The 23,217-nt window shown below is 70.8% G+C and carries 23 protein-coding genes, 1 pseudogene and 1 CRISPR repeat array; of the genes and pseudogenes, 11 read left to right on the forward strand and 13 right to left on the reverse strand.

Going from position 1 to position 23,217, the window contains the following annotated elements; translation table 11 throughout:
• Window positions 1–284 precede the first annotated feature (284 nt).
• Entirely contained in the window at window positions 285–527 is a 243-nt protein-coding gene (locus ACFV6I_RS09435) for a hypothetical protein (protein ID WP_380343535.1), read from the forward strand.
• On the opposite strand, the gene ACFV6I_RS09440 is transcribed toward ACFV6I_RS09435, so the two are convergent.
• Window positions 524–1,090, reverse strand: a complete 567-nt coding sequence (locus ACFV6I_RS09440; protein ID WP_380424108.1) for a hypothetical protein — start codon at window positions 1,088–1,090, stop codon at window positions 524–526. The two genes, ACFV6I_RS09435 and ACFV6I_RS09440, sit on opposite strands and share 4 nt — an antisense overlap.
• 204 nt (window positions 1,091–1,294) lie before the next feature.
• On the opposite strand from ACFV6I_RS09440, the gene ACFV6I_RS09445 reads away from it, so the two are divergent.
• From ACFV6I_RS09445 to ACFV6I_RS09455, 3 genes and pseudogenes are all read left to right on the forward strand, one after another.
• Window positions 1,295–2,485 (forward strand): helix-turn-helix domain-containing protein, encoded by a 1,191-nt coding sequence (locus ACFV6I_RS09445; RefSeq protein WP_380424110.1) that lies wholly within the window; start codon window positions 1,295–1,297, stop codon window positions 2,483–2,485.
• Complete coding sequence (locus tag ACFV6I_RS09450) at window positions 2,482–3,057, forward strand: HD family hydrolase (RefSeq protein ID WP_380343528.1); 576 nt, start codon at window positions 2,482–2,484, stop codon at window positions 3,055–3,057. Before ACFV6I_RS09445 ends, ACFV6I_RS09450 begins: the two co-directional genes overlap by 4 nt.
• A gap of 167 nt (window positions 3,058–3,224) precedes the next feature.
• Window positions 3,225–3,563 (forward strand): annotated as a pseudogene (locus tag ACFV6I_RS09455) (TetR family transcriptional regulator); the annotation flags it as partial.
• Here ACFV6I_RS09455 and ACFV6I_RS09460 read toward each other — a convergent pair.
• The 3 genes from ACFV6I_RS09460 to ACFV6I_RS09470 all read right to left on the reverse strand — a co-directional run bounded on the left by ACFV6I_RS09460 (window position 3,553) and on the right by ACFV6I_RS09470 (window position 6,183).
• Complete coding sequence (locus ACFV6I_RS09460) at window positions 3,553–3,933, reverse strand: CBS domain-containing protein (protein WP_380424112.1); 381 nt, start codon at window positions 3,931–3,933, stop codon at window positions 3,553–3,555. The pseudogene ACFV6I_RS09455 and the gene ACFV6I_RS09460 overlap by 11 nt on opposite strands.
• Before the next feature lie 120 nt (window positions 3,934–4,053).
• A complete protein-coding gene (locus ACFV6I_RS09465) occupies window positions 4,054–5,607 on the reverse strand; it encodes a DEAD/DEAH box helicase (RefSeq protein WP_380424114.1) in 1,554 nt (517 codons plus the stop codon).
• A gap of 372 nt (window positions 5,608–5,979) precedes the next feature.
• On the reverse strand, window positions 5,980–6,183 hold the full coding sequence (locus ACFV6I_RS09470) for a cold-shock protein (protein WP_030918248.1): 204 nt from the start codon (window positions 6,181–6,183) through the stop codon (window positions 5,980–5,982).
• Window positions 6,184–6,647: 464 nt separating this feature from the next.
• Here ACFV6I_RS09470 and ACFV6I_RS09475 point away from each other — a divergent pair, with 464 nt between their 5' ends.
• Window positions 6,648–8,702, forward strand: a complete 2,055-nt coding sequence (locus ACFV6I_RS09475) for a transglycosylase domain-containing protein (protein WP_380424116.1) — start codon at window positions 6,648–6,650, stop codon at window positions 8,700–8,702.
• A gap of 92 nt (window positions 8,703–8,794) precedes the next feature.
• On the opposite strand, the gene ACFV6I_RS09480 is transcribed toward ACFV6I_RS09475, so the two are convergent.
• From ACFV6I_RS09480 to ACFV6I_RS09495, 4 genes are all read right to left on the reverse strand, one after another.
• Window positions 8,795–9,610: an ABC transporter permease gene (locus ACFV6I_RS09480; protein WP_380424118.1), complete on the reverse strand. Its 816-nt coding sequence runs from the start codon at window positions 9,608–9,610 to the stop codon at window positions 8,795–8,797.
• Between the two features lie 13 nt (window positions 9,611–9,623).
• Window positions 9,624–10,478, reverse strand: a complete 855-nt coding sequence (locus ACFV6I_RS09485; protein ID WP_380424140.1) for an ABC transporter permease — start codon at window positions 10,476–10,478, stop codon at window positions 9,624–9,626.
• Between the two features lie 62 nt (window positions 10,479–10,540).
• The gene (locus ACFV6I_RS09490) at window positions 10,541–11,791 is read right to left on the reverse strand and encodes an ABC transporter substrate-binding protein (protein ID WP_380424120.1); all 1,251 of its coding nucleotides are present in this window, start codon (window positions 11,789–11,791) and stop codon (window positions 10,541–10,543) included.
• A 31-nt stretch (window positions 11,792–11,822) separates the two neighbouring features.
• Window positions 11,823–12,836, reverse strand: coding sequence for an ABC transporter ATP-binding protein (locus ACFV6I_RS09495; RefSeq protein WP_380424142.1), 1,014 nt, complete (start codon window positions 12,834–12,836; stop codon window positions 11,823–11,825).
• Here ACFV6I_RS09495 and ACFV6I_RS09500 point away from each other — a divergent pair.
• From ACFV6I_RS09500 to ACFV6I_RS09510, 3 genes are all read left to right on the forward strand, one after another.
• Window positions 12,736–13,029, forward strand: coding sequence for a hypothetical protein (locus ACFV6I_RS09500; protein WP_380424148.1), 294 nt, complete (start codon window positions 12,736–12,738; stop codon window positions 13,027–13,029). The two genes, ACFV6I_RS09495 and ACFV6I_RS09500, sit on opposite strands and share 101 nt — an antisense overlap.
• A 227-nt stretch (window positions 13,030–13,256) precedes the next feature.
• Window positions 13,257–13,919 (forward strand): GDSL-type esterase/lipase family protein, encoded by a 663-nt coding sequence (locus ACFV6I_RS09505; protein ID WP_380424122.1) that lies wholly within the window; start codon window positions 13,257–13,259, stop codon window positions 13,917–13,919.
• Window positions 13,920–14,137: 218 nt separating this feature from the next.
• A complete protein-coding gene (locus ACFV6I_RS09510) occupies window positions 14,138–14,326 on the forward strand; it encodes a hypothetical protein (protein ID WP_380424124.1) in 189 nt (62 codons plus the stop codon).
• 137 nt (window positions 14,327–14,463) lie between these two features.
• Here ACFV6I_RS09510 and ACFV6I_RS09515 read toward each other — a convergent pair whose 3' ends face one another.
• Together ACFV6I_RS09515 and ACFV6I_RS09520 are read right to left on the reverse strand one after the other, a co-directional pair.
• Window positions 14,464–15,903, reverse strand: coding sequence for a carboxylesterase/lipase family protein (locus ACFV6I_RS09515; protein ID WP_380424126.1), 1,440 nt, complete (start codon window positions 15,901–15,903; stop codon window positions 14,464–14,466).
• A gap of 80 nt (window positions 15,904–15,983) precedes the next feature.
• On the reverse strand, window positions 15,984–16,901 hold the full coding sequence (locus ACFV6I_RS09520) for an MBL fold metallo-hydrolase (RefSeq protein ID WP_380424144.1): 918 nt from the start codon (window positions 16,899–16,901) through the stop codon (window positions 15,984–15,986).
• 186 nt (window positions 16,902–17,087) lie between these two features.
• Here ACFV6I_RS09520 and ACFV6I_RS09525 point away from each other — a divergent pair, with 186 nt between their 5' ends.
• Window positions 17,088–17,981 carry a helix-turn-helix domain-containing protein gene (locus ACFV6I_RS09525; RefSeq protein ID WP_380424128.1) on the forward strand — a complete coding sequence of 298 codons (894 nt, stop codon included), beginning with the start codon at window positions 17,088–17,090 and terminating at the stop codon, window positions 17,979–17,981.
• 318 nt (window positions 17,982–18,299) lie between these two features.
• Window positions 18,300–18,694: direct repeats of the CRISPR family, unit length 30 nt; unit sequence GGAGCAACCCCCGCGAGCGCGGGGCCGATT.
• Window positions 18,695–18,983: 289 nt separating this feature from the next.
• Here ACFV6I_RS09525 and hemC (ACFV6I_RS09530) read toward each other — a convergent pair.
• Complete coding sequence (gene hemC / locus ACFV6I_RS09530) at window positions 18,984–19,754, reverse strand: hydroxymethylbilane synthase (protein ID WP_380424146.1); 771 nt, start codon at window positions 19,752–19,754, stop codon at window positions 18,984–18,986.
• Between the two features lie 269 nt (window positions 19,755–20,023).
• On the opposite strand from hemC (ACFV6I_RS09530), the gene hemC (ACFV6I_RS09535) reads away from it, so the two are divergent.
• Complete coding sequence (gene hemC / locus ACFV6I_RS09535) at window positions 20,024–20,950, forward strand: hydroxymethylbilane synthase (RefSeq protein ID WP_380424130.1); 927 nt, start codon at window positions 20,024–20,026, stop codon at window positions 20,948–20,950.
• Here the strand turns inward: hemC (ACFV6I_RS09535) and ACFV6I_RS09540 are convergent.
• Window positions 20,947–21,918, reverse strand: a complete 972-nt coding sequence (locus ACFV6I_RS09540) for a hypothetical protein (RefSeq protein ID WP_380424132.1) — start codon at window positions 21,916–21,918, stop codon at window positions 20,947–20,949. The two genes, hemC (ACFV6I_RS09535) and ACFV6I_RS09540, sit on opposite strands and share 4 nt — an antisense overlap.
• A gap of 34 nt (window positions 21,919–21,952) precedes the next feature.
• Window positions 21,953–22,495 carry an ATP-binding protein gene (locus ACFV6I_RS09545; RefSeq protein WP_380424134.1) on the reverse strand — a complete coding sequence of 181 codons (543 nt, stop codon included), beginning with the start codon at window positions 22,493–22,495 and terminating at the stop codon, window positions 21,953–21,955.
• Window positions 22,496–22,904: 409 nt separating this feature from the next.
• Here ACFV6I_RS09545 and ACFV6I_RS09550 point away from each other — a divergent pair.
• Window positions 22,905–23,217, forward strand: a 313-nt coding sequence (locus tag ACFV6I_RS09550) for a transposase (protein ID WP_380424136.1), incomplete at its 3' end; no start/stop codon positions are given.

Consider the following 23,217-nt stretch of genomic DNA (forward strand, 5'->3'; position numbering starts at 1 on the left):
GCCGGTCTGGTGGCGCAGGCCGGCCAGCTTGAGTGGGTGTGTGTGCGACACCGAGTGGCGGGTCGGCTCGGATGGTCACTCGCGCCGACCCGCCCATGCCGTCAACTAGCCGGCATCAGTTGGGGACTGCGGTCAGACCTCGGTCGGTGCTCACACTTGGGGGTGCGTCGCGCCATCGGTCTGTCCTCCTTCGCCGAGGGCGGCTGTGGGGTGGGTCGGCCCTCGGAACTCCTGCGACACCTGGGGCTTGCGCGCTTCGGTGCCTCGATCGCTACTCTGCGTTCATGTCCGCCGAGCCGTTCATCAACGACGACGACGATCACGATGCGTGCTGGATCTGCCCCAGCCTCCGGCTCCCTGCTGGGGCGTTCGATGTGCTCGAACGCCCCAGCAGGGATTACCCGTTCAACCCGGACGACGGCTTCCGGTACAGCCGGGAGGGAATCCCGGCCTGTGTGCACGGAGACCGCATCGGGCTGCCTCCCGGCCGGTACGCGAGTGCCGGCCAGGAGCTACCCGAGGGCTAGAAGGTGATGGCGTGCTCTCGCCCGCTGCGACCGAAGCCGATGGAGTCGTACTTCTCGGCGAGGATGGCCAGGCGGCGGTCCACCTCGGCCTTGTCGAGCCAGTAGCGGGTGGGCGGCTCGGTGCCCCACGCGGCCAGGTACGCCGCGTGGGTGTACTCGCCGCCGGTGTAGTCGGTGTGTTCCTGATCGGTCTGGTGGATCAGCGTGAAGCCGGTTCGCTCGGCGATGCGGGCGAGCAACTGCGGCTGCGCGATCATCGCGTGCGTCATCTCGTCCACGGGGACGGGCAAGGCCAGCTCGGCGTCGGTCTCGCTGCCGGTCAGCTCGTAGGCCGCCGCCTTGAGCGCGATGGCGCGCAGGCCTTCGGCGAACAGCGGGACCTTGTCGGTGTCGAGGTTCCACTGGCTGATGGTCGGGAACCCGGTGAAGCACTGCCAGTCACTGGAGTACTCCAGGGTCGCCGCCTCGAACGCCGAGAACTCGGGGTCCGCGGTGATGGCGGCCAGGATCTCGCGGGCGCGCTCGCCGACCTTGTCGGCCGCCGGCATGGTGCTGGTGGACATGCTGGTCCTCCTGCTGGGTGGTTGAGGCTGCCGCACGGGGATCTACGGCAGGGCATCACGGCTGTTCGCAGGAGACGGAGTTGGCACTAGGCTTCCGCTGTCACCCCGCGATGCCGTAGTCATGAAGTTACGGTCGGTGAATCCAGGGCTCGACGGACTGCCAGTACGAGTTGCCCGGATGATCGAGGCAAAGGGGGGCCCGAAATGGCTGCTCGGACACCACCGAGGCGCGGCGAAACACTGACTGACAGTCAGTCCGCGCTCGTTCGGGTTCCCGAAGGGGTGATTTCCGGCTTCCTGTTCAAGGTCATCCGGGAGCAGATCCCGAGGACTCAGGACGAGTTGGCCGTGGACCTGGGCATCGACAAGAGCACTGTCCAGGGCTGGGAGTCCGGCCGTCGGCCGCTCTCCTCCACCAGGGCCGGGAACCTGGTGGTGCTGCGCCGGAAGCTGATCCTGCTCGGCGCGCCGACTGGGCTGGTGGACCTGATCGGCCTCGCGATGGACGCAGACTTCGTCCTCGGCGAGATACTGCGGTCCCGGCCCACGAAGGCCGAGGTTCTGGGGCATCCGCTGGCCGGGTGGGTGCTTACCCGGGACACCACGCACATGATCGGCTGGGCCATCAGCGGGGTTCTGCCCGGCGCGGTGGCCGCCGAGTTGGGCATCCCTGCCGCACGACGCGGGCCGGTCTCCACTGCGCCGCTCCTTGGGCAGGACGTGCGCTCGTGCTTCTTCGACAACCTCCGGCACACCGCCGACCTGGTGGAGGCCGGGGGTGAGGAGACCGCCCTACTCCGGAGACAGGTCTGGTACCTGTCCTCCTACGACCGGGCACGCGATGTGGCCGAGTGGTTCAGTGGGATGCAGCGCCGAGGCCGGATTCCCTCGGCCGGTTCGGGGTGGTCACCCCGCTGGGCCGAAGCGCGGTCGGCCGCGGCAGCACTGGCGCGACAAGGGGACCCCGAGCTGCTCCGGGACTTCATCGCCCGCTCGATCACCGACAACGACGACTTCGAAGCCGCGAACCTGAACTACTGGGCTCACTGGCTCGGGCTCGACTCACGTCCCCAGATCAGCGATGACTTCATGGCCGAACAGGATCGTCCGGTGTGGGACGCCTCCACGCTGCTGCGACAGTTCGCCATCCGGCTGGACCGCGCGGGCGAGTACACCGACCTGTACGTCCATTCGATCTGGGCACTCATGCTCACCCGACGCGGCCTGGCCGATGCGGACCCCCGTACAGCCCGCGACCTGGCCGCACGAGTGCGCACGCTGCTTGATGGTGACGGTCTTTCACGACAGTCCCGTCGAGAGTTGGAGTCTGTGCACTACGGTCTGCGGGTAGGTGGGTCCAGCAACTACCGATCCAACAGCGAAGGACAGCTATGACGGACGACAAGCAGGCGAAGGGCACCGCGAGCTACCTGTTCGAGGCGGGCATGCTCAAGCGGGCGAAGCGCCAGGGCTGGTGGATCGCTGGAGTCAAAGACCCTGAGTCGGTCGCGGAGCACTCGTTCCGCACGGGCGTAGTCGGCGCGGTGCTCGCGATGATGGAGGGTGCCGACCCGGCCAAGGTCGCCCTCCTGTGTCTCTTCCACGACACTCAGGAGACCCGGGTCAGCGATATCCCGCACGTCAGCCGGCGCTACCTCACCGCCGTCTCGAACGAGCGCGTGACCGCCGACCAGGTCAGCGCCGCTCACCCGGCCGTTGTTGCCGGGGTTCAGGCCATTGTGGAGGAGTACGAGAACGCCGAGAGCTTGGAAGTCACCGTCGCCCATGACGCGGACAAGCTGGAGTGCCTGATTCAGGCCGTGGAGTACCGCGAGCAGGGGTACCAGAACGTCCAGCCGTGGATTGACAGCAGTCTCGGCAGCCTCAAGACCGAGTCGGCTCGCACCCTGGCGGAGGCCGCACTGGCCATGACGTCCTTGGAGTGGCAGAGGATCTACCTCGGGTGACGCTGCCGACGTCCGTCTACTCGTAGCGGTGGCGGGAGATGAAGTAGGCCGTTCTCCCGGATCTCCTCCATCTCCGACGCGAAGTCGCGGTCGTTGAGGGCGACGTCCAGGCGGCGGTCGTGGCCGGCCCCGGTGACGCTCCAGCGGCTGGCGGAGGAACCCGGCCGCACCCCGGCCGGCCCGGGGAGCAGATCCTGGGCCTGGCCCGCTTCATCGCCGAAGGGCTGCCGGCGATCTCGCACCGGGGCTGTCCGTTCATCGACTCCATCGCCGAACTGCCCGACCGCTCCGACCCGGCGCGGCAGGTGATCGAGGAGTACAAGGCCCGCCAGCTGCGCAGGCTGGTCGCCATGTGCGCCGAGGCCCGGCTGCCCGACCCGGCGCAGACCGCGGCCGAGATCACCTTCGTGCTCGAAGGGGCGCAGGTCTGCGCGCAGAACGGCAGCGTCGACCAGGCGGGGGAGCGCCTGATGAGGATCGTCGAGGGGATCGTGTCTAGAAGCTGAGCAGGCCGATGGCGTGGCCGTCGTGGTCCACCACCGGCCACGCGTCCAGGCCGCGGGCGCGCATGGTGGTGGCCGCCGTGGTGGCGGGCATGTCGGCGGTGGCGAAGGGGGCGCGGTCGAGGACGATGTCGCGTACCGGGGTGCGCTCGGTGTACCAGGACCGGGCCTGGAACGGCGCGAGGTGCAGGCGGGTCAGCAGCCCGGCGCAGCGGCCGTCGTCGTCGCGGACGAGCAGGTGGTCGCTGCCGGAGCTCTGCAGGATGTCCATTGCGGTGTCGACCATGACGTCGTCGCTGATCTGCAGTTCCGGGCGTTTCATGAGGTCGCCGACCGTGGCGGTGCTTGCGGGGTGTCCGGGGGCGATGGTCATGGGCGGGCTCCTTCGTGTCGCTGCTGCCGGGGTGCCGCGGAGGGCTGGGAGGGACTGGGGAGGCCTGGGAGCGGCTGAGCGGGCCCGGTCCGCATGGTGAAACGGGCCCGCTCCGGGGTGCTACGCGGCGACGGCGACGCGCCTGGGCGCCCGGCGACGGCCTGAGGAGCCCTGGTTGTCGCGCCCGGCGGCCGCGCGGGTGTCGCCTCCGGTGGGGGCGGGGCGTCCGCGGCGGCCGCGGTTCGTGGCCGCGCTGCGGCGCGGACGCTCGACGACGGGGTCGGCGATGACCACGGGCACGCCGGTGGGGACGCGGGCGCCGGTGATGCGGGTCAGGTCCTCGTCGCCGGCGAGGACCCTGGTGGTGACGGGGGTGATGCCGGCGGTGGTCATCATCCGGGCCATCTGGCGGCGCTGGCTGGGCAGGACGAGGGTGACGACGGTGCCGGACTCGCCGGCCCGGGCGGTGCGGCCGCCGCGGTGGAGGTAGTCCTTGTGGTCGCTCGGCGGGTCGAGGTTGACGACCAGGTCGAGGCCGTCGACGTGGATGCCCCGGGCGGCGACGTTGGTGGCGATCAGTGCGGTGACCTGGCCGGTGCGGAACTGCTCCAGGGTGCGGTTGCGCTGGGGCTGGGACTTGCCGCCGTGCAGGGCCGCGGCCTTGACCCCGTTGGCGAGCAGGTCCTCGACCAGCGCGTCGGCGCGGTCCCGGGTGTCGGTGAACATGATCACCCCGCCGTCGCGGGAGGCGATGTGGGCGATCGTGGCGTTCTTGTCGTGGTTCTGCACGTGCAGCACGTGGTGCTCCATGGTGCTGACCGCTGCTGCGGACGGGTCCACCGAGTGGGTGACCGGGTCGTTCAGGAAGTGCCGCACGAGGCGGTCGACGTTGCGGTCCAGGGTGGCGGAGAACAGCATGGTCTGGCAGCCTTCGGCGACCTGTTCGAGGAGCTCGGTGACCTGGGGCAGGAAGCCCATGTCGGCCATCTGGTCGGCCTCGTCGAGGACGGTGACGCCGACCCCGTCCAGCTGGCAGTCGCCGCGCTGGATCAGGTCCTTGAGCCGGCCGGGGGTGGCCACCACGACCTCCGCCCCGCGGTTCAGCACCTGCGCCTGGCGGCCGATCGACATCCCGCCGACCACGGTCGCCATCCGCAGCCGCACGGAGTGGGCGTAGGGGGTGAGCGCCTCGGTGACCTGCTGCGCGAGCTCGCGGGTGGGGACCAGCACCAGGGCCAACGGGCGGCGGGGTTCGGCCCGCTGCCCCGCGGTGCGGGCCAGGACGGCGAGACCGAAGGCGATGGTCTTGCCGGAGCCGGTGCGGCCCCGGCCGAGCACGTCGCGGCCGGCCAGCGAGTTGGGCAGCGTCGCGGCCTGGATGGGGAACGGCGAGGTGACGCCCTGGCGGGTCAGCGTCTTCAACAGGGCTGCGGGCATGTCCAGTTCGGCGAAGGACTCGACGGCCGGCAGGGCGGGAGTGGTGCTCACCGGCATCGCGAACTCGCCCTGCGGGGAGGAGTCCTGGCGGCGGCCCCGGTCGGAGGAGCGCCGGCCGCCGGCCGGGCGGGAGCCGTAGAAGGAACTGCCGCCGGAGCGGGAGCCTGCGGCGGATCGGGAGCCTGCGCCGGAGCGGGAGTTGGCGTTCTGGTACGAGGAGCGACTGGAGCGGTTCACGTGGAGACCTTCCTCAAGGCGGCGCGTCACGAGGAAGGCCCCGTGGCGCGGGGCGCCGACGGAGACCGCAAGGGAACGGGCCGGAAGTGTGACGGGCGGAGCGTGGACGGTAGAACCGTGCGGCACGTCACCTACGGTCGGCGCTCACCCGGGAGGGGCGGGAGCGAACGACCTCGAACCGTGAGCTGTCACGGCAGGGCGCCGATCCGGACGCGGAGCTGTGGGTCTCGCGTGGGGATGGCCGCCGGTGGCGGAGCCAGGGGGCCTGAGCGGCCGGGAATGCGTCCGTGACGCAATGCCGAGGGGCCCGCACCGGGCAACATGTACGCGGTGCGGGCCCCTCGCTGCTAGGCGGGTGCCATGGCAGAAAAACTACAGCGGGCGAATGTTCTCGGCCTGCGGGCCCTTCTGGCCCTGCGTGACGTCGAACTCGACCTTCTGGCCCTCGAGCAGCTCACGGAAGCCGTTGGCGTTGATGTTCGAGTAGTGGGCGAAGACGTCCGGGCCGCCACCCTCCTGCTCGATGAAGCCGAAGCCCTTTTCCGCGTTGAACCACTTCACGGTGCCATTAGCCATAAAAATAATCTCCTTCAAGGGCTGTCCGAAGCCCGCACCATGCAGGCTCCGAGTCGCCGCGATGAGCACCCACCCGGGGAAGAGCCGGGAAACAAAAATGCGCCTGCAAAACATCAGCAGGCGCACACAAAGTCCATGGGAACCACTACTGCAACTCGTACGAGTCTAGCAGGCTCGGGCCCGCCACGGGCGAATTTGTCGCCCCGGGTTTCGCGGAAGCCTCCCCCCGGGGGCTGCCGGATTCGGAAAGACCACCCTTGCCCTCTCCGGCGCCAACGGCAGGAAGTGTCAATTCCGCCGCCTCGGATGACGGACTTCGCGGAGTTCGCCGGAGCCGGGCTGGACGGGGTGTCGCGACAACCGCTGGAACCCGAGGCGAGCGGCGGACTGTCACAGGGCTGTGACACGGTGGGGCCCACCTCCCAAGGAGTTCCTCATGACGCGCACGTAACGTCGCGCACGACATGGCGGAGAAGCGGGAGGCGATGGAGATGCGGAAACTGGGGCACGGAACGCGGCTGATCGGGGTGAGCGTGATCGCCGGGATCGTGGCGGCGGGCATAGCCCTGCCCGCGGTGGCGGCCGCCGGGCTCGGCGCCCGGTCGGCGGCCGACGACTTCCAGAGCCTGCCCGACGACTTCAAGACCCCGGCGCTCTCACAGGCCTCGACGATCCTCGACGCGCAGGGCGGCACGATCGCCACCGTGTACGACCGCGACCGCACCGTCGTCCCGGCGGACCAGATATCCCCGCTGGTGAAGACCGCACTCGTCGACATCGAGGACAACCGCTTCTACGAGCACGGCGCGATCGACCTCAAGGGCGTGCTGCGCGCCCTGGACAAGAACGCCACCTCCGGCGGCACCGCGCAGGGCGCGTCCACCCTGACCCAGCAGTACGTGAAGAACGTCTTCGTCGACGAGGCGGGCGACGACCCGCAGAAGGTGGCCGAGGCGCAGCGCCAGACCGTCGGCCGCAAGATCCAGGAACTGAAGTACGCGATCAAGGTCGAGGAGACCCTGAGCAAGGACCAGATCCTCACCAACTACCTGAACATCACCTTCTTCGGAGAGAAGGCCTACGGCATCGAGTCGGCAGCGCGGCGCTACTTCGGCGTGCACGCCAAGGACCTCACCCTGCCGCAGGCCGCGCTGCTCGCCGGCCTGGTGCAGTCGCCCACCGGCTACGACCCGACGGTCAACCCGACCGCCGCGAAGGACCGGCGCGACACCGTGCTGCGCAAGATGGCCGAGTACGGGCACATCACCAAGGAGCAGGCCCAGCAGGCCATCGCGACCCCGCTCGGGCTCAACGTCCAGGCGCCGCAGCAGGGCTGCATCCTGGCCAAGCAGGGCGAGGGCTTCTTCTGCGACTACGTGCGCCAGACGGTGCTCACCGATCCGGCCTTCGGCAAGTCGGCGGCCGACCGGCAGGCGGTGTGGAAGCGCGGCGGCCTCCAGATCCACACCACGCTCGACCCCAAGGCCCAGGCCTCGCTCTACGCCTCCGTCACCGCCCACGTGAACGCCGGCGACCAGGCCGCGACCGCGATGAGCATCGTCGAGCCGGGCACCGGCAAGATCCTCGCGATGGGCCAGAGCCGCCCGTACGGCGTCGACGGCAAGCAGCACCAGACCCAGATCAACTACAACGTCGGCAAGGCCATGGGCGGCGGGCTCGGCTTCCCGACCGGCTCGACGTTCAAACCGATCGTCGCCGCGGCGGCCCTGGAGAACGGCATCTCGCCGAGCCAGAGCTACACCACCGACTACAGCATCCCGTGGCCGGCGATGACGGACTGCTCCGGCGGCCGGTTCCCCTCCGCCGGGCAGGTGCACAACGACAGCCAGAGCCTCACCGGCCAGTTCGACATGAAGACGGCCATGGCGCAGTCCGTCAACACCTACTTCGCCAAGCTGGAGGGCGACGCCGGGCTCTGCAACGTCGCCCAGATGACCAACAAGCTCGGCATCACCCAGCAGGCGGGCGGCGAGAAGCTCCAGGTCGTCCCGTCGATGACGCTCGGCAGCAACGACCTGACCCCGCTGGAGATGGCCGGCGTCTACGCGGCCTTCGCCGCCCACGGCACCTACTGCGCGCCGACCGCCATCGCCTCGGTGACCGGCCCCGACGGCAAGCAGCTCGCGGTGCCGCAGGCGAACTGCTCCGCCGTGATGTCGACCACCACCGCCGACACCGTCACCGCGATGCTCAAGGGCGTCGTCGAGGACGGCACCGGCCAGACCGCCGGCCTCAGCAGCCGCGACAGCGCCGGCAAGACCGGCACCACCGACGCGAGCCGCCAGGTCTGGTTCGTCGGCTACACCCCCGAGATGGCCGGCGCCACCGTCGTCAGCGACACCGACAACCCCAAGCCCCTGGACGGCCAGCGCATCGGCGGCACCGTCGTGGGCCAGGCCTTCGGCGGCACCCTGGCCGGCCCGATCTGGCGCGACGCCATGAACGGAGCCCTCGCCGACACCCCGGCGGGCACCTTCACCCCGGTGCAGCTGCCTTAGCGTGCTCGTCCCGCGCGGGGCCGCGCCGGTGGAATACGGCGCGGTCCCGGCGCCCGGCGGCGACCCCCGCGAGCGCCTGCGGCCGGGGCCGCTCAGGGGCCGTGTCCCTCCAGCGGCTCGCCGGACAGGCGCTGCGCCAGGTAGACCGGCAGGACGGCCAGGACGATCAGCACCGAGGCCACGACATCCACCACCGGGCCCTGGTTGGGCCGGGCCAGGTTCTCGAAGATCCACAGCGGCAGCGTCCGGGTGCCGGGGCCCGCGGTGAAGGTGGTCACCACGATCTCGTCGAAGGAGAGCGCGAAGGCCAGCAGCGCCCCGGCGAGCAGCGCGCCGCGCACGGCCGGCAGCGTGACGTACCAGAAGGTCTGGAAGGTGTCCGCCCCGAGGTCCGCCGACGCCTCCTCGGCCGACGACGCGATGCGCCGCAGCCGCGCCGACACGTTGTTGAACACCACCACGATGCAGAAGGTGGCGTGCCCGACGACCACGGTGAACAGGCCGAAGCCCACCCCGAGCGGGGTCAGCACGGTGCGGAACGCTGCGTTGAGCGCGATGCCGGTGACGATGCCGGGCAGGGCGATCGGCAGGATCAGCAGGAAGGAGACCGACTGCCGGCCGAAGAACCGGTACCGGGTCGCGGCGAAGGCCGCCATGGTGCCCAGGACCAGCGCCACCCCGGTGGCTCCGAGCCCGGCCTTCAGCGACGTGGCCAGCGCCTCGCGCAGCCCGGTCTCCTGCCAGGCGGCCGTCCACCAGCGGGTGCTGAAGCCGGACGGCGGCCAGGCGAAGGAGCGCGAGGCGTTGAAGGAGTTCACCAGGACCAGCAGCAGCGGGGCGTAGATGACGGCGAACCCCAGGGCCGTCGCCGTCCGGAGCAGGATCCGGGCACCGCGGGAGAGTTGCATCAGGGCGTCGGCCTCACAGACTGTCCAGCGCGCCGGTGCGGCGCACGGCGAGCAGGTAGCCCACGATCAGCAGCACCGGGACGCAGGACAGCGCGGCCGCCAGGGGCAGGTTCAGCGTCACGTTGGACGCGATGACGTTGCCGAGCATGGACGTGGTGCCGCCGACGATCTGCACCGTCAGGTAGTCGCCCAGGCTCAGCGAGAAGGTGAAGACCGACCCGGCGATGAGCGCCGGCCTGGCCAGCGGCAGCACCACCGTGCGCAGGGTCCGCCAGGGGCCGGCGCCGAGGTCCGCCGCCGCGGCGAGCAGGCTGTCGGGCAGCTGCCCGAACGCGGTGCACAGCGGCAGCACCATGTAGGGCAGCCACAGGTACGCGAGCACCATGACCACCGCCGGCACGCCGAAACCGGGGGAGTGCCCGCCGAAGGGGGCGGCGACCCAGTCCAGGACACCGCCGTGGCTGAGCATCACCCACCAGGCGTAGGCCTTGACCAGGTAGCCGGCCCACAGCGGCGTCAGCACTGCCACCAGCAGCAGGCGCCGGCTCCCGGGCCGAGCGACGCGGGCGATGAAGAAGGCCATCGGGAGGGCGACCACCGCGTCGATCACCGTCACCGACACCGCGATGCCCAGCGTGCGCACGGCGACCGTCCGGTACTGCGGATCGGTCAGCAGCGACCGGAAGTTGTCGAGGGTCCAGCGCTGCTCGACGGCGGAGGTGAACGCGTTGGTGGTCCAGAACGCGGACAGCAGGAGGATCGCCAGCGAGCCGAGGTATGCCAGCACCAGCCAGGTCATCGGCGCCGCCAGCAGCGCCGCGAGCCGCAGACCGGGGCGCCGGTCCAGCAGCCCGGCCAGCCGGCGCATCGGGGTGCGTGTCGGGGTGCGCGCGGGGGTGTGCGCCGGGGTGCGTGCCGTGGCGGGGGCGCTCAAGAGCTCTTGATCCCGTTCCAGGCGGTGACCCACTGGGCGTACGCGGTGCAGTCGTCGCGGCCGCTGCCGTCGGCGCACTGCGCGGTGGGCGTGGTCCAGTAGTAGACGTCCTTCCACCAGTTCTCGTCGGTGGCGTGGTAGTCGGCGCAGAAGCCCGGGTTGTCGGTGATCTGCGCGCAGGCCTTGGAGTTGGCCGGGGCCTCGCCGAAGTACTCGGCGACCTGCGCGTTGGCCGACGGCGAGACGATGTAATCCATCCACGCGTAGGCGCAGTTGGGGTGCTGGGCGTGCGCCGAGACCATCCAGGTGTCGGACCAGCCGGTGGAACCCTCGACGGGCAGGACCGCCTGCGTCCGCACCCTGCCGTCGGCGGCGACCGCCTGCTGGATCACCTCCCAGGTGGTGCCGATCAGGGCGTCGCCGGAGTCGAACGCCGCCTGCTCCTTGGTGTAGTCGCTCCAGTAGGAGCCGACCTGCTTCTTCTGGACCTTGAGCAGCGCCACCGCGGCGTCCAGTTGGGAGGAGGTCAGGGCGTAGGGGTTCCTGATGCCGAGCTCGGGCCTGGTCCTCATCAGGTACAGCGCGGCATCCGCGATGTAGATCGGACTGTCGTACGCGGTGAGGTGCCCGGCGTAGGGCGAGTCCGGGGTGAAGACCGCGCCCCAGGAGGTCGGCGCGGGGGTCACCTTGTCGGTGTTGTACATCAGCAGGTTGGCGCCGCGCCCGTGCGGGATCCCGTACGGCACGTCCTTGACCGAGTTCCACGGGCGGTTCTTCAACCCGGGGTAGACATCGGCGTAGTTGGGGACGAGCGCGGTGTTGACCGGCGCGACGTCGCCGCCCGCGATCAGGCGCAGCGTCGCGTCACCGGAAGCCGAGACGGTGTCGTACTGGCCGGTCTTCATCAGCGCGACCATCTCGTCCGAGGTGCCCGCCACCTTGAGGTTCACCTTGCAGCCGGTCTGCCGGATGAACGGGGTGACCCAGTCGACGGCCTTGTTGTCCTGCCCGTACTCGACGTAGCCGGCCCAGGCGACGATGTTGACAGTGCCCTCGCCCGGGCCGAGGGACTTCTGCGCGGGGATGTCCGGTGCGGTGAACCCGGTGCCCGTGCCGCCGCCATCGGAGTTCGACGCGCACGCCACGGGAAGCAGCAGGGCGGCCGCGGCCGCCAGGGCGCTCAGGGGGCGGCGGTGCGGGGGGCGGCGGCGTAGGGTTCGGCGGCGTCGGGGGCGCGTGGTGCTCATGAACTCGATCGCTTTCGTCAAGGGTTGAGGGTCAGGAGTTGTCGATACGGACGGTGTGGTGTCGCCGCCAGGCCAGGAGGACGCTCGCCCCCCGGCGGCGGGAGGCGTCGGCACCAGAGTCGTCGAGACCGGAGCCGTCGAGACCGGAGCCGTCGAGGTTCTGCCGGACGGCCACCAGCCGCCCGCCCGCCGCCAGGTCGACCAGAAAGCGGGTCTGCGCGCCGGCGTAGACGACCTCGCCGATCGTCCCGGTGACGCCGTACTCGTCGGGCCCCGTCGGGTCATCCGGACGGGCGATGCGGATCTTCTCGGGACGCACCGAGTACGTCCCGGGCCGGCCGAAGACCTGCTCGGCGCAGGCGCCCCGGAGCAGGTTCGAGGTGCCGACGAAGCTCGCCACGAACGCGGTGGCCGGCCGCTCGTACACCTCGGCGGGAGTACCGACCTGCTCGATCCGGCCGGCGTTGAGGACCGCGATCCGGTCGCTCATCGTGAGCGCCTCGTCCTGGTCGTGGGTCACGAGGACGAAGGTGATCCCGGCCTCGCGCTGGATCTGCTGGAGTTCGAGCTGCATCTCCAGCCGGAGCTTCAGGTCGAGGGCGCCGAGCGGCTCGTCGAGCAGCAGCACGGACGGGCGGTTGACCAGCGCGCGGGCCAGCGCGACCCGCTGGCGCTGCCCGCCGGACAGTTCGGCCGGGCGCCGATCACCGAAGGAGGGCAACTGCACGCTCGCCAGCGCCTCGGCCACCCGTGCGGCCCGCTCCGCCCGCGGCACCCGCTTGACCTTCAGCCCGTACTCGACGTTCTGCCACACCGACAGATGCGGAAAGAGGGCGTAATCCTGGAACACCGTGTTGACGTCGCGGTCGAACGCGGGCAAGCCGGTGACGTCGACCCCGCCCAGCAGCACCCGGCCGGCGCTCGGCGCCTCGAAGCCCGCGATCATGCGCAGCACCGTGGTCTTGCCCGACCCGGACGGCCCGAGCATCGAGAAGAACTCGCCCGGCCTGACCTCCAGATCGATCCCGTCCACGGCGCTGACCACGCCGAATGCCTTGCTGACCCCGGACAACGCGACCGCACCGGGCACGAGCGGACGGCCGGCCGAGCAGCCCGACGCGCGCTCCGGCGGGTTGGGGGAGGGGCTGGCGGACGGACTGGGAACTGGGCTGGACGTCATCCGCACCTCGGTCTCGCGGCTTCTGCTGTCGGATCCGCGGGGCTGCCGAATCCTCTGAATCTTCGACTGAAGCAGAAAAGCCACCGGCCCGGGCGATGGCGGCCCACCGGCCTCGGGGGCCGTCAGCGCGATGACGGGGGCATGGCGGTGACATGGCGGCGCTTGTCAGCCCGATGACGGCGAGGTCCGGCACCTTCGAGAGGTCCGGCCTTGCCTCTCCTCGCCCGAATTCAGGTCCACGTCCACGTCCATGCCCACGTCCATATTCACGTCCAAGGAGCGCACATGACGATCACCATCCGACCGGGAAGCACCGTGATGTTCACCGGCGACTCGATCACCGACTGCCAACGGCAGCAGAGCGAAGACGGCCTCGGGTACGGCTACCCGCTGCGCATCGCGGGCGAGTGGGGCTTCCGGCACCCGGACCGGCTCGTGACCTGGCTGAACACCGGGAACGCGGGCGACAAGGTGATGAACCTCGAAGCCCGCTGGCAGACCGACGTGCTCGACGCCCGCCCGGACGTGGTGTCGATCCTCGTCGGAGTCAACGACATGGGCTGGCACACGCTGGACCCGGAGGGGCGTGTGATCCCCGCGGAGGAGTTCGAAGCGGGCTACGACCGCCTGCTCGCGCCCCTCGCCGAGACGGGCACGCAGCTGATCCTCATCGAGCCGTTCCTCCTGCCGATCCACGGCGTCATCGAGGCCGGCGCCGCCCTCATCGGAGAGCATCAGCGGCAGCAATGGCGCACCGACCTGGACCCCAAGATCCAGGCCGTGCGCAAGCTCGCCCGCACCTACGGCGCGCACCTGCTCGCCGCCGACGGCACGTTCGCCGAACTCGCCGCCACGGCCGGCCCGGAACACTGGTCCGCGGACGGCGTCCACCCGACGCCCGCCGGCCACGCCGCACTCGCGGCAGCCTGGCTGCGCCTGGTCGCCTGACCGGGCCCGCGTCCACCCGAGACCCGGCGATCGGGTGGACGGACGCTTCGGGGAGCGCCAATGATCCTTTCGCATCCTGTAGTTGGAGGTCACCGGGCTGGTGTGCCTGGTCGGCTACGGCTGCTGATGACCATGGCTCGTAATCGACTGGTTGTTCCAGGACTGCGGAAGGCAAGATCGACTACGCCTGATCGGAGCACACCAGAAGGAGACCGCCCATGTCTGACGACCAGCCCGACGAGACCACCACCGGCGAGACCCCCGCCCAGCCTGTCGTCGCCAAGCCCGTCGCCAAGCCCGTCGCGAAGCCCGCCGCCAAGCAGGTCGGTCAGCAGACTCTAGGGAACAAGACCATCCAGGGACAGATCATCACCCACACGATCGTCAAACCGCTGAGGGCCGAGTGACCTCTTCGGCGTTGGGTGAGGCGAGGCCCGAACGGCGGACCGTGGACCCGAAGTAGCCAGGTCCGCGTCCCCGTCCGGCCTCGGGAGAACCATGTCTCGGGCGGCCGCCGGCAGCCCCTGGTGGTCACTGGCGGCGCTCAGCCGCCGAAGGCCTCCACCACGGGTCGCCGCAGGTCGTAGGTGGCCCAGCCCGGGTCCCCGGTGCCGGCGAACGCGACCCAGGCACCGTGGACCAGGGCTGCGAGTCCCGCCGGGGCGGGGTCGGGCCCGAGTAGCCCGGTGTCCCCGTGCAGCCACGGTTCGTCGGCGACGTCGAACACGAAGGGCAGTTCGACGGTGTGGGCGGCGCCGAGCCGCCCGCCCAGGGCCGTCGAGCGGTACCCGAACGAGTAGCGGTGTGTACGGCCGCCCGAGATCCGCGCGTGGGCCTGCGCCAGACGCGCCGTACCGGCCTCGAACAGGGCCTGCCCGAGCACGGCGGAGCGCAGCTCGCCCGGTGTCGCACCCGGCCGGGCCGCGCGGTGCGCGGCGAGGGCGGCCTCCGGATCCGGGTGCACCCGGGCGGCGACGGCGAGCACGTCGGCGTCCGTGGTGGACTCCAGACCGCCCTGCGGGACGACGTAGAGGTGCCCCTCCTCGGTGGTGGTGCCGATGAGCAGATCGACGTCGGCGGCCGGGCCGTCGGCGAGGGCGTCGGCGGGCTGCGCCGGCAGGACCAGGCTGAACGGGCTGAGCCCGGCCAGCGGGTCCGAAGCGGTGCCGGTCCGCAGATCCAGGCCGGACAGCGCGGGCAGGACCGCCACGAAACGCTCGTCCGGGACCAGGGCGAACGCCTCCACGGTCGGCTCGACGCCCAGCGCGGCCGCCACCGCGGCGGTGACCCGCTGCGCCTGCTCCGGCGTGAACGCGCCGCAGCCGTTGCCGCTCTGGACGATCGCCCGCCGGAACAGACCGGCGGCCGCCGGAGTCGCGAGCAGCGCGCCGACGAGCGTGGCGCCCGCGGACTGGCCGAAGACCGTGACGTTCCCCGGGTCGCCACCGAAGGCCGCCACCGAGCCCCGCACCCACCTGAGCGCGGCGAGCACGTCGAGCAGCCCGCGGTTGGCCGGAGCACCCGCCAGCTCCAGGAACCCCGGCACGCCGAGGCGGTAGTTCACCGTCACCAGGACGACGCCGTCGCGGGCGAACGCGCCGCCGCCGTAGAGCGCCGCGCGGTTCGAACCGGTGACGAACCCGCCGCCGTGCACGAAGACCATGACGGGGTGCCTGCCCCCGTCGGCGGCCGGCGTGTGGACGTCGACGGTCAGGTACTCCTCGCCGGGCACCCAGCCCGGCCCGAAGTAGGGGCTCATGTCGAGCCGGCCGAAGTCCCGGGCCGGCTGGGGAGCGGTCGGCGAGGGCCTGCTGCCGTCACGGACACCCGACCAGCCCGGGTGCGGCGCGGGCGCGGCGAACCGGCCGGCACCGACCGGCGTCGCCGCGTACGGGAGAGCGCGGAAGCGCTCGCCGGACTCGTCACGGACGCCGCGCACGGCGCCCGCCGGGGTTTCGACGACCGGATCTGCCTGTCGGGGCACAGGATGACTTCCTCTCTGGAAGGGAACGAAGGGGACATCGCTTGAGGGATCTCCGGACGGGACGTCAGGAGATCAGGACGTCAGGAGATCCGGGAGAAACCCGCCCACTCCTTGATCGCGAACTTCGACCCGCTGCGCGCGACCTCCATCGCCCCCCTGCCGCCGAAGTGCGCAGGGAGGACGAGCGCGTTGTTCTCGGCGGCGCGGCCGAGCAGCCTGCGCCGGGTCGCGCGGGACTCCGCGGGGTCCTCGCAGAAACAGGAATTGGTCTCCGGCTCCGCGATCTGCAACGCGGTGTGCACCAGATCCCCGACGAACAGGGCCTGGTCGCCGCCGGACTCCAGGGTGAGCACGGACGAGCCGGGAGTGTGCCCGGGAGCGAGTTCGAGACGCAGATTCCCGTCGATCCGGTACGTCCCCTCCCACAGGTGTGTCAGCCCCGCCGCGTGGACCGGCGCGACGCTGTCCTCGAACACGTTCTGGTTCCCCCGGCCCAACACGCTCCTGTGTTCGTTGGCCGGGTCCCAGAACTCGAAGTCCCGCCGGGGCATCAGATACGTGGCGTTCGGGAAGGTCGGCACCCAGTCCCGGCCGTCCAGGCGGGTGTTCCAGCCCACGTGATCGATGTGCAGATGGGTGTTGACCACGACGTCGACGTCCTCGGGCCGCACCCCGGCAGCGGCGAGATTGTCGAGGTAGCCCGTGTCCAGGCGGCTCCACACCGGCGCGTAAGGACGGTCCTTGTGGTTGCCCACGCCGGTGTCCACGAGGATCATGCGCCCCTCACTGCGCAGCAGCCAGGACTGGATCGCCGTACGGCACTCGTCCGTCTCCGGGTCCCAGAAATCGGGCACCAGCCAGTCGCGGTGCTCGTCCCACGAACCGTCGGGGCTGCCCGGGAAGAACTGGCCCGGCGCCAGCCCGGCCGAGCCGTAGAACTCCTTGACGCGGGTGACGGTGACGTCGCCCAGGGTGATCTGGTCGGGGTCCTGATCCATGTTCTGATCCATGCTCTGGTTGATGTTCTGATCCATGCGGTCCGTCCTGGGGTCCGGGATACGCGGCCGAATTGGTGGCCGAATGAGACCGATCCTGGACATCCGGACGGGCACCAACCACTCCCGGCTTGTCCTACCCCTCGCAGGGTGTGGCAGGGACCGGGCCGCCCACCGAATACTGGGGTGATGAACGGACCAGGCCCACTCGGCGCCTTCCTCCAAGCCCGACGGGCGCAGCTGCGGCCCGAGGACGTCGGCCTGCGCGACCTCGGGCCCCGCAGACGGGTGGCCGGGCTCCGGCGCGAAGAACTGGCCCAACTCGCGGGCGTCAGCGTCTCCTACTACACCCGGCTCGAACAGGGCCTGTCCCGCGGGGCCTCCGCCGAGGTACTCGACGCCATCGCCGGCGCCCTCCTGCTCGACACCCACGAGCGCGCCCACCTCGACCGGCTCGCCGACACCGCCCGCCACACACCCCGGCCACGCCGCCCACGGCCCGAGAAACTCGCCGACGAAACCCGGGACCTCCTCCGCGCCGTCGACGGCGTCCCCGCGATCGTGCTCGGCCGCCGCACCGACGTCCTGGCCTGGAACACCCTCGGACACGCCCTGCTGGCCGGCCACCTCGACCTCCTCAGCCCGGACGACCCGGCCCGACGACCGAACATGAGCCGGATGCTCTTCCTCGACCTGCACTGCCGAGACCTGTACGCGGACTGGAAACGCAAGGCACGCGCGGTGGTCGGCAACCTGCGCATCGCCGTCGGCAGACATCCGGAGGACGCGCTGCTCGCGGGTCTGATCGGCGAACTGACCATGAAAAGCCCGGAGTTCGTCACCCTGTGGGCAGACCACCGCGTAGTGCCGTGCGACGCCTCGTCCTACGCCCTGCACCACCCCGTCGTCGGCACGGTCACGGTGACCCAGCAGACCCTGTCCATCGCCCGCTCACCGGACCAGGCACTCATCGTCTGCACCACCCCCGCCAACTCCCCCTCCGAACAGGCCCTCACCCTCCTCCGCCACGCGGCCGCCGGCCGGGCACCGTACGCGTGCGGCGTGGGCGCTCCCCAGGCTTAGGCAGGGATAGCGTTGCGGCCCCTGGGCCCGCTGGAACGGCGCCGCCCCGGCCTCCGCTGCGCGGGGCGTGGTGGGGCTCGCGGTCTTCCCCGAACCGCCCGCGATCCTCCGAGCAGCCAGCACCGGCACGGCCAGGCGGACGCAGGTCACAAGCGCCCGCGCAAGGCCAAGAGCACCAAGCGGACCTCGAAGGCGCGCAACGGCCTGAAGCCCTCCCACGACCGGCGGCAGGAACTCACCACCCACCGCCCTCGGCGACAGCAAGGGACATCACCGGGAGGTCGACGCCCCCACACGGACGCCGACCGTGAACAGAGTGGAACAACCCCCGCGAGCGCGGGGCCGATTGCCTACCCTGGTCCTGCATGAGCGCTCCGCAGGAGCCACCCCCGCGAGCACGGGGCCGACCTCAGCGCTGCGCCCGGTGGTGCGCTTGCCCGAGAGCAACCCCCACGGGCGCGGGGCCGATGCCCGGCCCCCGAGGTTCGGGGAATCCCTCTCGGAGCAACCCCCGCGAGCGCGGGGCCGATAGGTGGTAGCTCTTGAGCGCTGACGTGACGGCGGAGCAACCCCCGCGAGCGCGGGGCCGATTGGCGGAATGTTCTTCTGCTGGGGCCGTTGCTGGAGCAACCCCCGCGAGCGCGGGGCCGATTCTCAACGTGATTCAACATCTGGCTACACACGGGGAGCAACCCCCGCGAGCGCGGGGCCTGATTGATTCAGTTCGATCGGTAGAGGTGCCGTCGAACAGCCGATGCGTCGCTGCCATCTCCCCTTGCCCCAGGGCTGGTTGTCAGTGTCGTTGCCTACGCTCTCGAAGCGTACTCGCACGTGGAGGTCAAGACGATGGCTGAGGATTGTTGGCAAGGGAAGATGATGCGAAAACAGAACCGCGACAGCCGACCGGCTCGCGGTAGCCCCCTCGGGGAGCCAAGCGGAATGGCCCTGCGACGGCCTCCCGGAGGCCGCCGGGCAGGGCCCCGGCGCCTCCGAGGGGCGAGGTCAGTGGTCGATCGAGTCGATCAGCTCGCGGGCGCCGTCGCGGATCAAGGTGGCGGCGACCCCCACGCCGAGCGCTTCCGGGCTGAGCTGGCCGGCCGATTGGCGGGCTTCCAGCACGGTGGCGCCGTCCGGGGAGAAGACCATCGCGCGAAGGCCCAGGTGCCCGTCCTCGAAGGCGCGGGCGAACCCGGCGATCGGGCTGTTGCAGTGCCCGCGCAGGGCGTTGAGCAGGGCCCGCTCGGCGGTGATCTCCCGCGTCGTGGCGCGGTCGCCGAGTGGGGTGAGGAGGTCGATCAGGTCGGCGTCATCCTCGCGGCACTGCAAGCCGAGCACGGCTGCCCCCAGTGGCGGGCACATCTGCTCGACGGTCAGGACCTGGCTGATCCGGTGTTGTTCACCGATGCGCTCCAGCCCGGAGGCGGCCAGCACCAGAGCATCGACCTCCCCGGCTTCCAGGACCGCCAGCCGCAGGTTCGCCGTCCCCCTGATCGGCACCAGGTCCAGGTGGGGGTGGCTGCGGGTGAGCTGGGCGACACGCCGCACCGCCGAGGTGGCGACCCGGGTGCCGGGCGGCAGCTGGTCGAGGGTGAGGCCGCCCGGGTGGATCAGGGCGTCACGAATGTTCGCCCGCTCGGGGTGGGCCGCGAAGACGGTGCCCGGGGTGACCAGCGGGTCGCCTGCCACGTCCTTCGTACAGTGCACCGCGAGGTCGCACACCCCGCTCAGCAGGGCTTCCTCGATGTCGCCGGTGAAGGCGCCCTTGTCGTGCAGTTCGGCCTGTTCGCCGGGCTCGCGGTCGCCGGCCGCGACGAAACGCCACCAGCTTGGTGGTCACGTCGGGGTGGAGTGCGGCCAGGTCGGCCCGGACGCTTGCAACCTGGGCTAGCGACATGGCCGAGGCGCGGGCGCCGATGCGGATCGTGCGGCGGGTGGACGGCATTCGATCTCTCCAATCACAACTCCGACAAACCGTCGGAAAAGGTAGGCCCGTGTTCGAGTAGCATGCGGTCAACATCTCTTCAGGTGCCGGGAGTTCGGGAATGCGGACGCTGATTGTCGGATCGCGGGCCAGTCACCTCGCGCGAGCGCAGGTCAGGGAGTTCCTGGCGCCGTTGCGGGACCGCTTCCCCGACGTTGAGTTCCGGCACCAGGTGATCCTTGAAGGCGGTGACCGGGACCGGAAGACGGCCCTGTCGCAGGTGTCGGCCCACTCGGGCGGCTCCGCGTTCTCCACCGAGCAGGAAGCCGCGCTGGTGCGGGGCGAGGTGGACGTGATCGTCCACTCGTTGAAAGACCTGCCGACCAGCAACCCGCCCAGCCTGGTGCTGCTGCCCCCGCCCGGCCGCGAGGACGTGCGGGATGCGTTGTGCGGCTCGACGCTGGCCGACCTGCCGCAGGGTGGCCGGGTCGGCACGTCGGCGGCCCGCCGGATCGCCCAGCTGCTGCACGTCCGCCCGGACCTGGTCTTCGTGCCGATCCGCGGAAACGTGCCGCCCCGGCTGAACAAGCTCAAGACGATGAACCTCGACGGCGTCGTTCTGGCGGCGGCCGGGCTGGTGCGACTCGGCTTGGACGGCGCGATCGGCGAGTTGCTGCCGCTTGGCCAGTTCCCCCCGAGCCCTGGTCAGGGGGCGCTCGGGATCCAGATCCGCGAGGACAACGAGCTGGCCCGCGAAATTCTGGCCGACACCGGCGACCTGGTAGTGGACGCGGAGGTTCGGGCCGAGCGGGCAATGCTCGGCGAACTGCACGGCGGGTGCTCGGTTCCGGTCGGCGCCTACGCGAAGGCCGTCGGCGACACGCTGTCGCTGCACGCGCAGGTCACCTCCCTGGACGGGACGAACCAGGTCGAGGCCAGCTTCTCCGGCCCCGTCTCGGAGCCGGAGAAGCTGGGCATCCAGGTGGCCGGCCTTCTCCTGGACCAGGGCGCCGAGGCGATCCTGTCAGAGATCCGCCCGGCCGCTTAGCCGGCCAGCAGCCGCGCGAGGTCAGCAGCGGCATAGGTGATGATCCGCTCGGCACCCGAGCGCTTGAGCATCATGAACAGCTCCAGCAGCGGGCGGAAGTCCCGCCGCCCGGTGCCCGGATCGAGGGGGGCGAGCCGGGTGTACTCGCCGGAGACGGAGAACGGCATCAGCGGCGCCGCGGTCTTCTGCTTGAGGGTGGTGAGCACATCCACCGAGAGCATCCCTGGTTCCAGCAGCAGCATGTCGGCCCACTCGCCGACGAAAGCCAGACCGGTGTCCACCGCGGTTTCCGGCTGGCGCGGGCAGATCTGGAACGGTCGGTGGGCACCGGAGGCCGGGGTGGCCCGCATGGTGGCCCGGTAGCCCTCGTAGAGGGCGGAGTCGAAGATCAGATGGGGCATGGTCGCCACGTCGCGGTGGCCGTTCTCGTTCAGGGCTTGGCGCACGCAGGAGGTGGTGCCCCGGACCATCGCGGCCGGTCCCACGATGTCGGCGCCGGCCTCGGCCTGGATGACGGCCTGGGCGGCGATCATCGCTGCTGTGCGGTCCAGGTCGATCCGGCCAGCGCTGGTCAGGTGGCATTCGCCGGTGTCGGTGTGGCCGCACAGGCAGTTCTCGGTCATCACCGCGATGCCCGGCTCGGCGTCCTTTGCGGCGTGGATGGCCCGCACCATCAGGCTGTCGGGTGCGACGGCGCCGGACGCCTCGGCGTCGCGATGCAGGCTGTTGGCGAACACCTTCACCGAGCGGACGCCCAGGGAGGCCAGGTCACGCACCGTCTGCGGGATCTCGGCGACCGTGACGGTCGGCATCGGCCGGTCGGCGTCCTCGCTGTCCTCGCGGACCAGTAGGACCATCGACAGGTCGGCCGCCGTGAGCGAGGGGCCCTCCAGGAAGCTGCGGACGGCCGCCCGGCCGTGCAACCGGGCGGGGTCCGTGATCGCTGTGCTGTGCTGGGTGGTGGTCATGTCGTCCTCTCGATCATGGCTGTGGGCAAGGGCGTCAGCGGGTGCTGGTGCCGGTGCCGGTGCCGGTGGCGGCCAGGGCGGGCGGGTGTATCGGCGGGCGGCGGTGGCCCGACAGGCGGCGGGCCACTGCGCGGGCCGCCCTGCGGGGGTGGACGAGGAGCTGGCGGCGGGTGAGCGGCTGCTCGGGCAGGGCCACCTCGGCCCAGACCTTCTTGCCCCGTACGGTGTGCTCGGCCCCGTGGGCAAGGGCCAGGCGCTCGACCAGGAAGATGCCCCGGCCGGCCTCCGCGTCCGGGCCCGAGACCTGGTGGCGGGGCAGGGCCCGCGAGCCGTCGTAGACCTCGATGATCAGGCGGCGCAGGTCGAGGTTGGCGTGCACCCCGACGGTGAGCATCGCTCCGCTGGTGTGCCGCACCGCGTTGGTGACGAGTTCCGAGATCACGGTGTCCAGGGCCAGGCGGCTGTCGTTGTCCGTGCGGACCCCCCACTGTTTGATCAGCCGGCCGAGCCGCTGGCGGCTCATGGGGACGGAGACGGGATCGCGGACCAGGAAGAAGCTGCTGTTGCACACGCGCATGTCGAAGGAACCCTTCGGGGCGTCAGGCCGGAGCTGGGGGCTTGGGGGTGCCGTGCGGAGGGAAGGGCCTGATCTCGCCCGATCTCTACCCGGCCGGTACACAGTCAACTACAGCCCGTAGTGGTGCCGGTGGTGCCAGCAGGGGGTGCATTTCTCGCACGGGGGGCCGCTTTGGGGGGCCAGGATTGGGCACCAGTCAGTCAACGGCTTGGGGGACGGGCATGATGGCACCAGACGGCATCGGCGCCGTGCTGAGGCGGATCCGGGAGACCGCCGAACTCACCCGCGACGAGCAGGCCCTGCTCTTAGAGGGTGTTCTGCGAGTGTCGGTGGGTCTAGTCGTACTTGAAGGCAGGTTGTCCGGTTTTGGGACTTCACGATCGGCCGGAAATGCGGTGCGCTGGTGGGCGTGGGTGGACGCGCTCCGTACCCGAGTGACCTGTCGGATGAGGCCTGGGAGCTGATCGGGCCGGTCATCGTCTCCTGGAAGGGCCGGCACACCTCGGTCAGCGGCCACCAGGGCGGCTACGACATGCGGGAGATCGTGAACGCGATCTTTTACCAGGCTCGCACCGGCTGCCAGTGGCGCTACCTGCCGCATGACCTGCCGCCGAAGAGCGCGGTGTTCTACTACTTCGCCCTGTGGCGAGACGATGGCACCGTCGAGACCGTCCACGACCTGATGCGCTGGCAGGTCCGCGAGATGCGCAGACGTCACGAGG

The sequence above is a fragment of the Kitasatospora sp. NPDC059803 genome (genome assembly GCF_042732255.1).
Taxonomy (GTDB): domain Bacteria; phylum Actinomycetota; class Actinomycetes; order Streptomycetales; family Streptomycetaceae; genus Kitasatospora.

Coding starts and splice junctions, on each gene's coding strand:
- ACFV6I_RS09450 (WP_380343528.1), top strand. CDS start 2,482: ATGACGGACGACAAGCAGGCGAAGGGCACCGCGAGCTACCTGTTCGAG.
- hemC (WP_380424130.1), top strand. CDS start 20,024: ATGCGGACGCTGATTGTCGGATCGCGGGCCAGTCACCTCGCGCGAGCG.
- ACFV6I_RS09435 (WP_380343535.1), top strand. CDS start 285: ATGTCCGCCGAGCCGTTCATCAACGACGACGACGATCACGATGCGTGC.
- ACFV6I_RS09505 (WP_380424122.1), top strand. CDS start 13,257: ATGACGATCACCATCCGACCGGGAAGCACCGTGATGTTCACCGGCGAC.
- ACFV6I_RS09480 (WP_380424118.1), bottom strand. CDS start 9,610: ATGCAACTCTCCCGCGGTGCCCGGATCCTGCTCCGGACGGCGACGGCC.
- ACFV6I_RS09475 (WP_380424116.1), top strand. CDS start 6,648: ATGGCGGAGAAGCGGGAGGCGATGGAGATGCGGAAACTGGGGCACGGA.
- ACFV6I_RS09525 (WP_380424128.1), top strand. CDS start 17,088: ATGAACGGACCAGGCCCACTCGGCGCCTTCCTCCAAGCCCGACGGGCG.
- ACFV6I_RS09485 (WP_380424140.1), bottom strand. CDS start 10,478: ATGCGCCGGCTGGCCGGGCTGCTGGACCGGCGCCCCGGTCTGCGGCTC.
- ACFV6I_RS09445 (WP_380424110.1), top strand. CDS start 1,295: ATGGCTGCTCGGACACCACCGAGGCGCGGCGAAACACTGACTGACAGT.
- ACFV6I_RS09500 (WP_380424148.1), top strand. CDS start 12,736: ATGCGCAGCACCGTGGTCTTGCCCGACCCGGACGGCCCGAGCATCGAG.
- ACFV6I_RS09470 (WP_030918248.1), bottom strand. CDS start 6,183: ATGGCTAATGGCACCGTGAAGTGGTTCAACGCGGAAAAGGGCTTCGGC.
- ACFV6I_RS09540 (WP_380424132.1), bottom strand. CDS start 21,918: ATGACCACCACCCAGCACAGCACAGCGATCACGGACCCCGCCCGGTTG.
- ACFV6I_RS09510 (WP_380424124.1), top strand. CDS start 14,138: ATGTCTGACGACCAGCCCGACGAGACCACCACCGGCGAGACCCCCGCC.
- ACFV6I_RS09520 (WP_380424144.1), bottom strand. CDS start 16,901: ATGGATCAGGACCCCGACCAGATCACCCTGGGCGACGTCACCGTCACC.
- ACFV6I_RS09545 (WP_380424134.1), bottom strand. CDS start 22,495: ATGCGCGTGTGCAACAGCAGCTTCTTCCTGGTCCGCGATCCCGTCTCC.
- ACFV6I_RS09490 (WP_380424120.1), bottom strand. CDS start 11,791: ATGAGCACCACGCGCCCCCGACGCCGCCGAACCCTACGCCGCCGCCCC.
- ACFV6I_RS09440 (WP_380424108.1), bottom strand. CDS start 1,090: ATGTCCACCAGCACCATGCCGGCGGCCGACAAGGTCGGCGAGCGCGCC.
- ACFV6I_RS09460 (WP_380424112.1), bottom strand. CDS start 3,933: ATGACCATCGCCCCCGGACACCCCGCAAGCACCGCCACGGTCGGCGAC.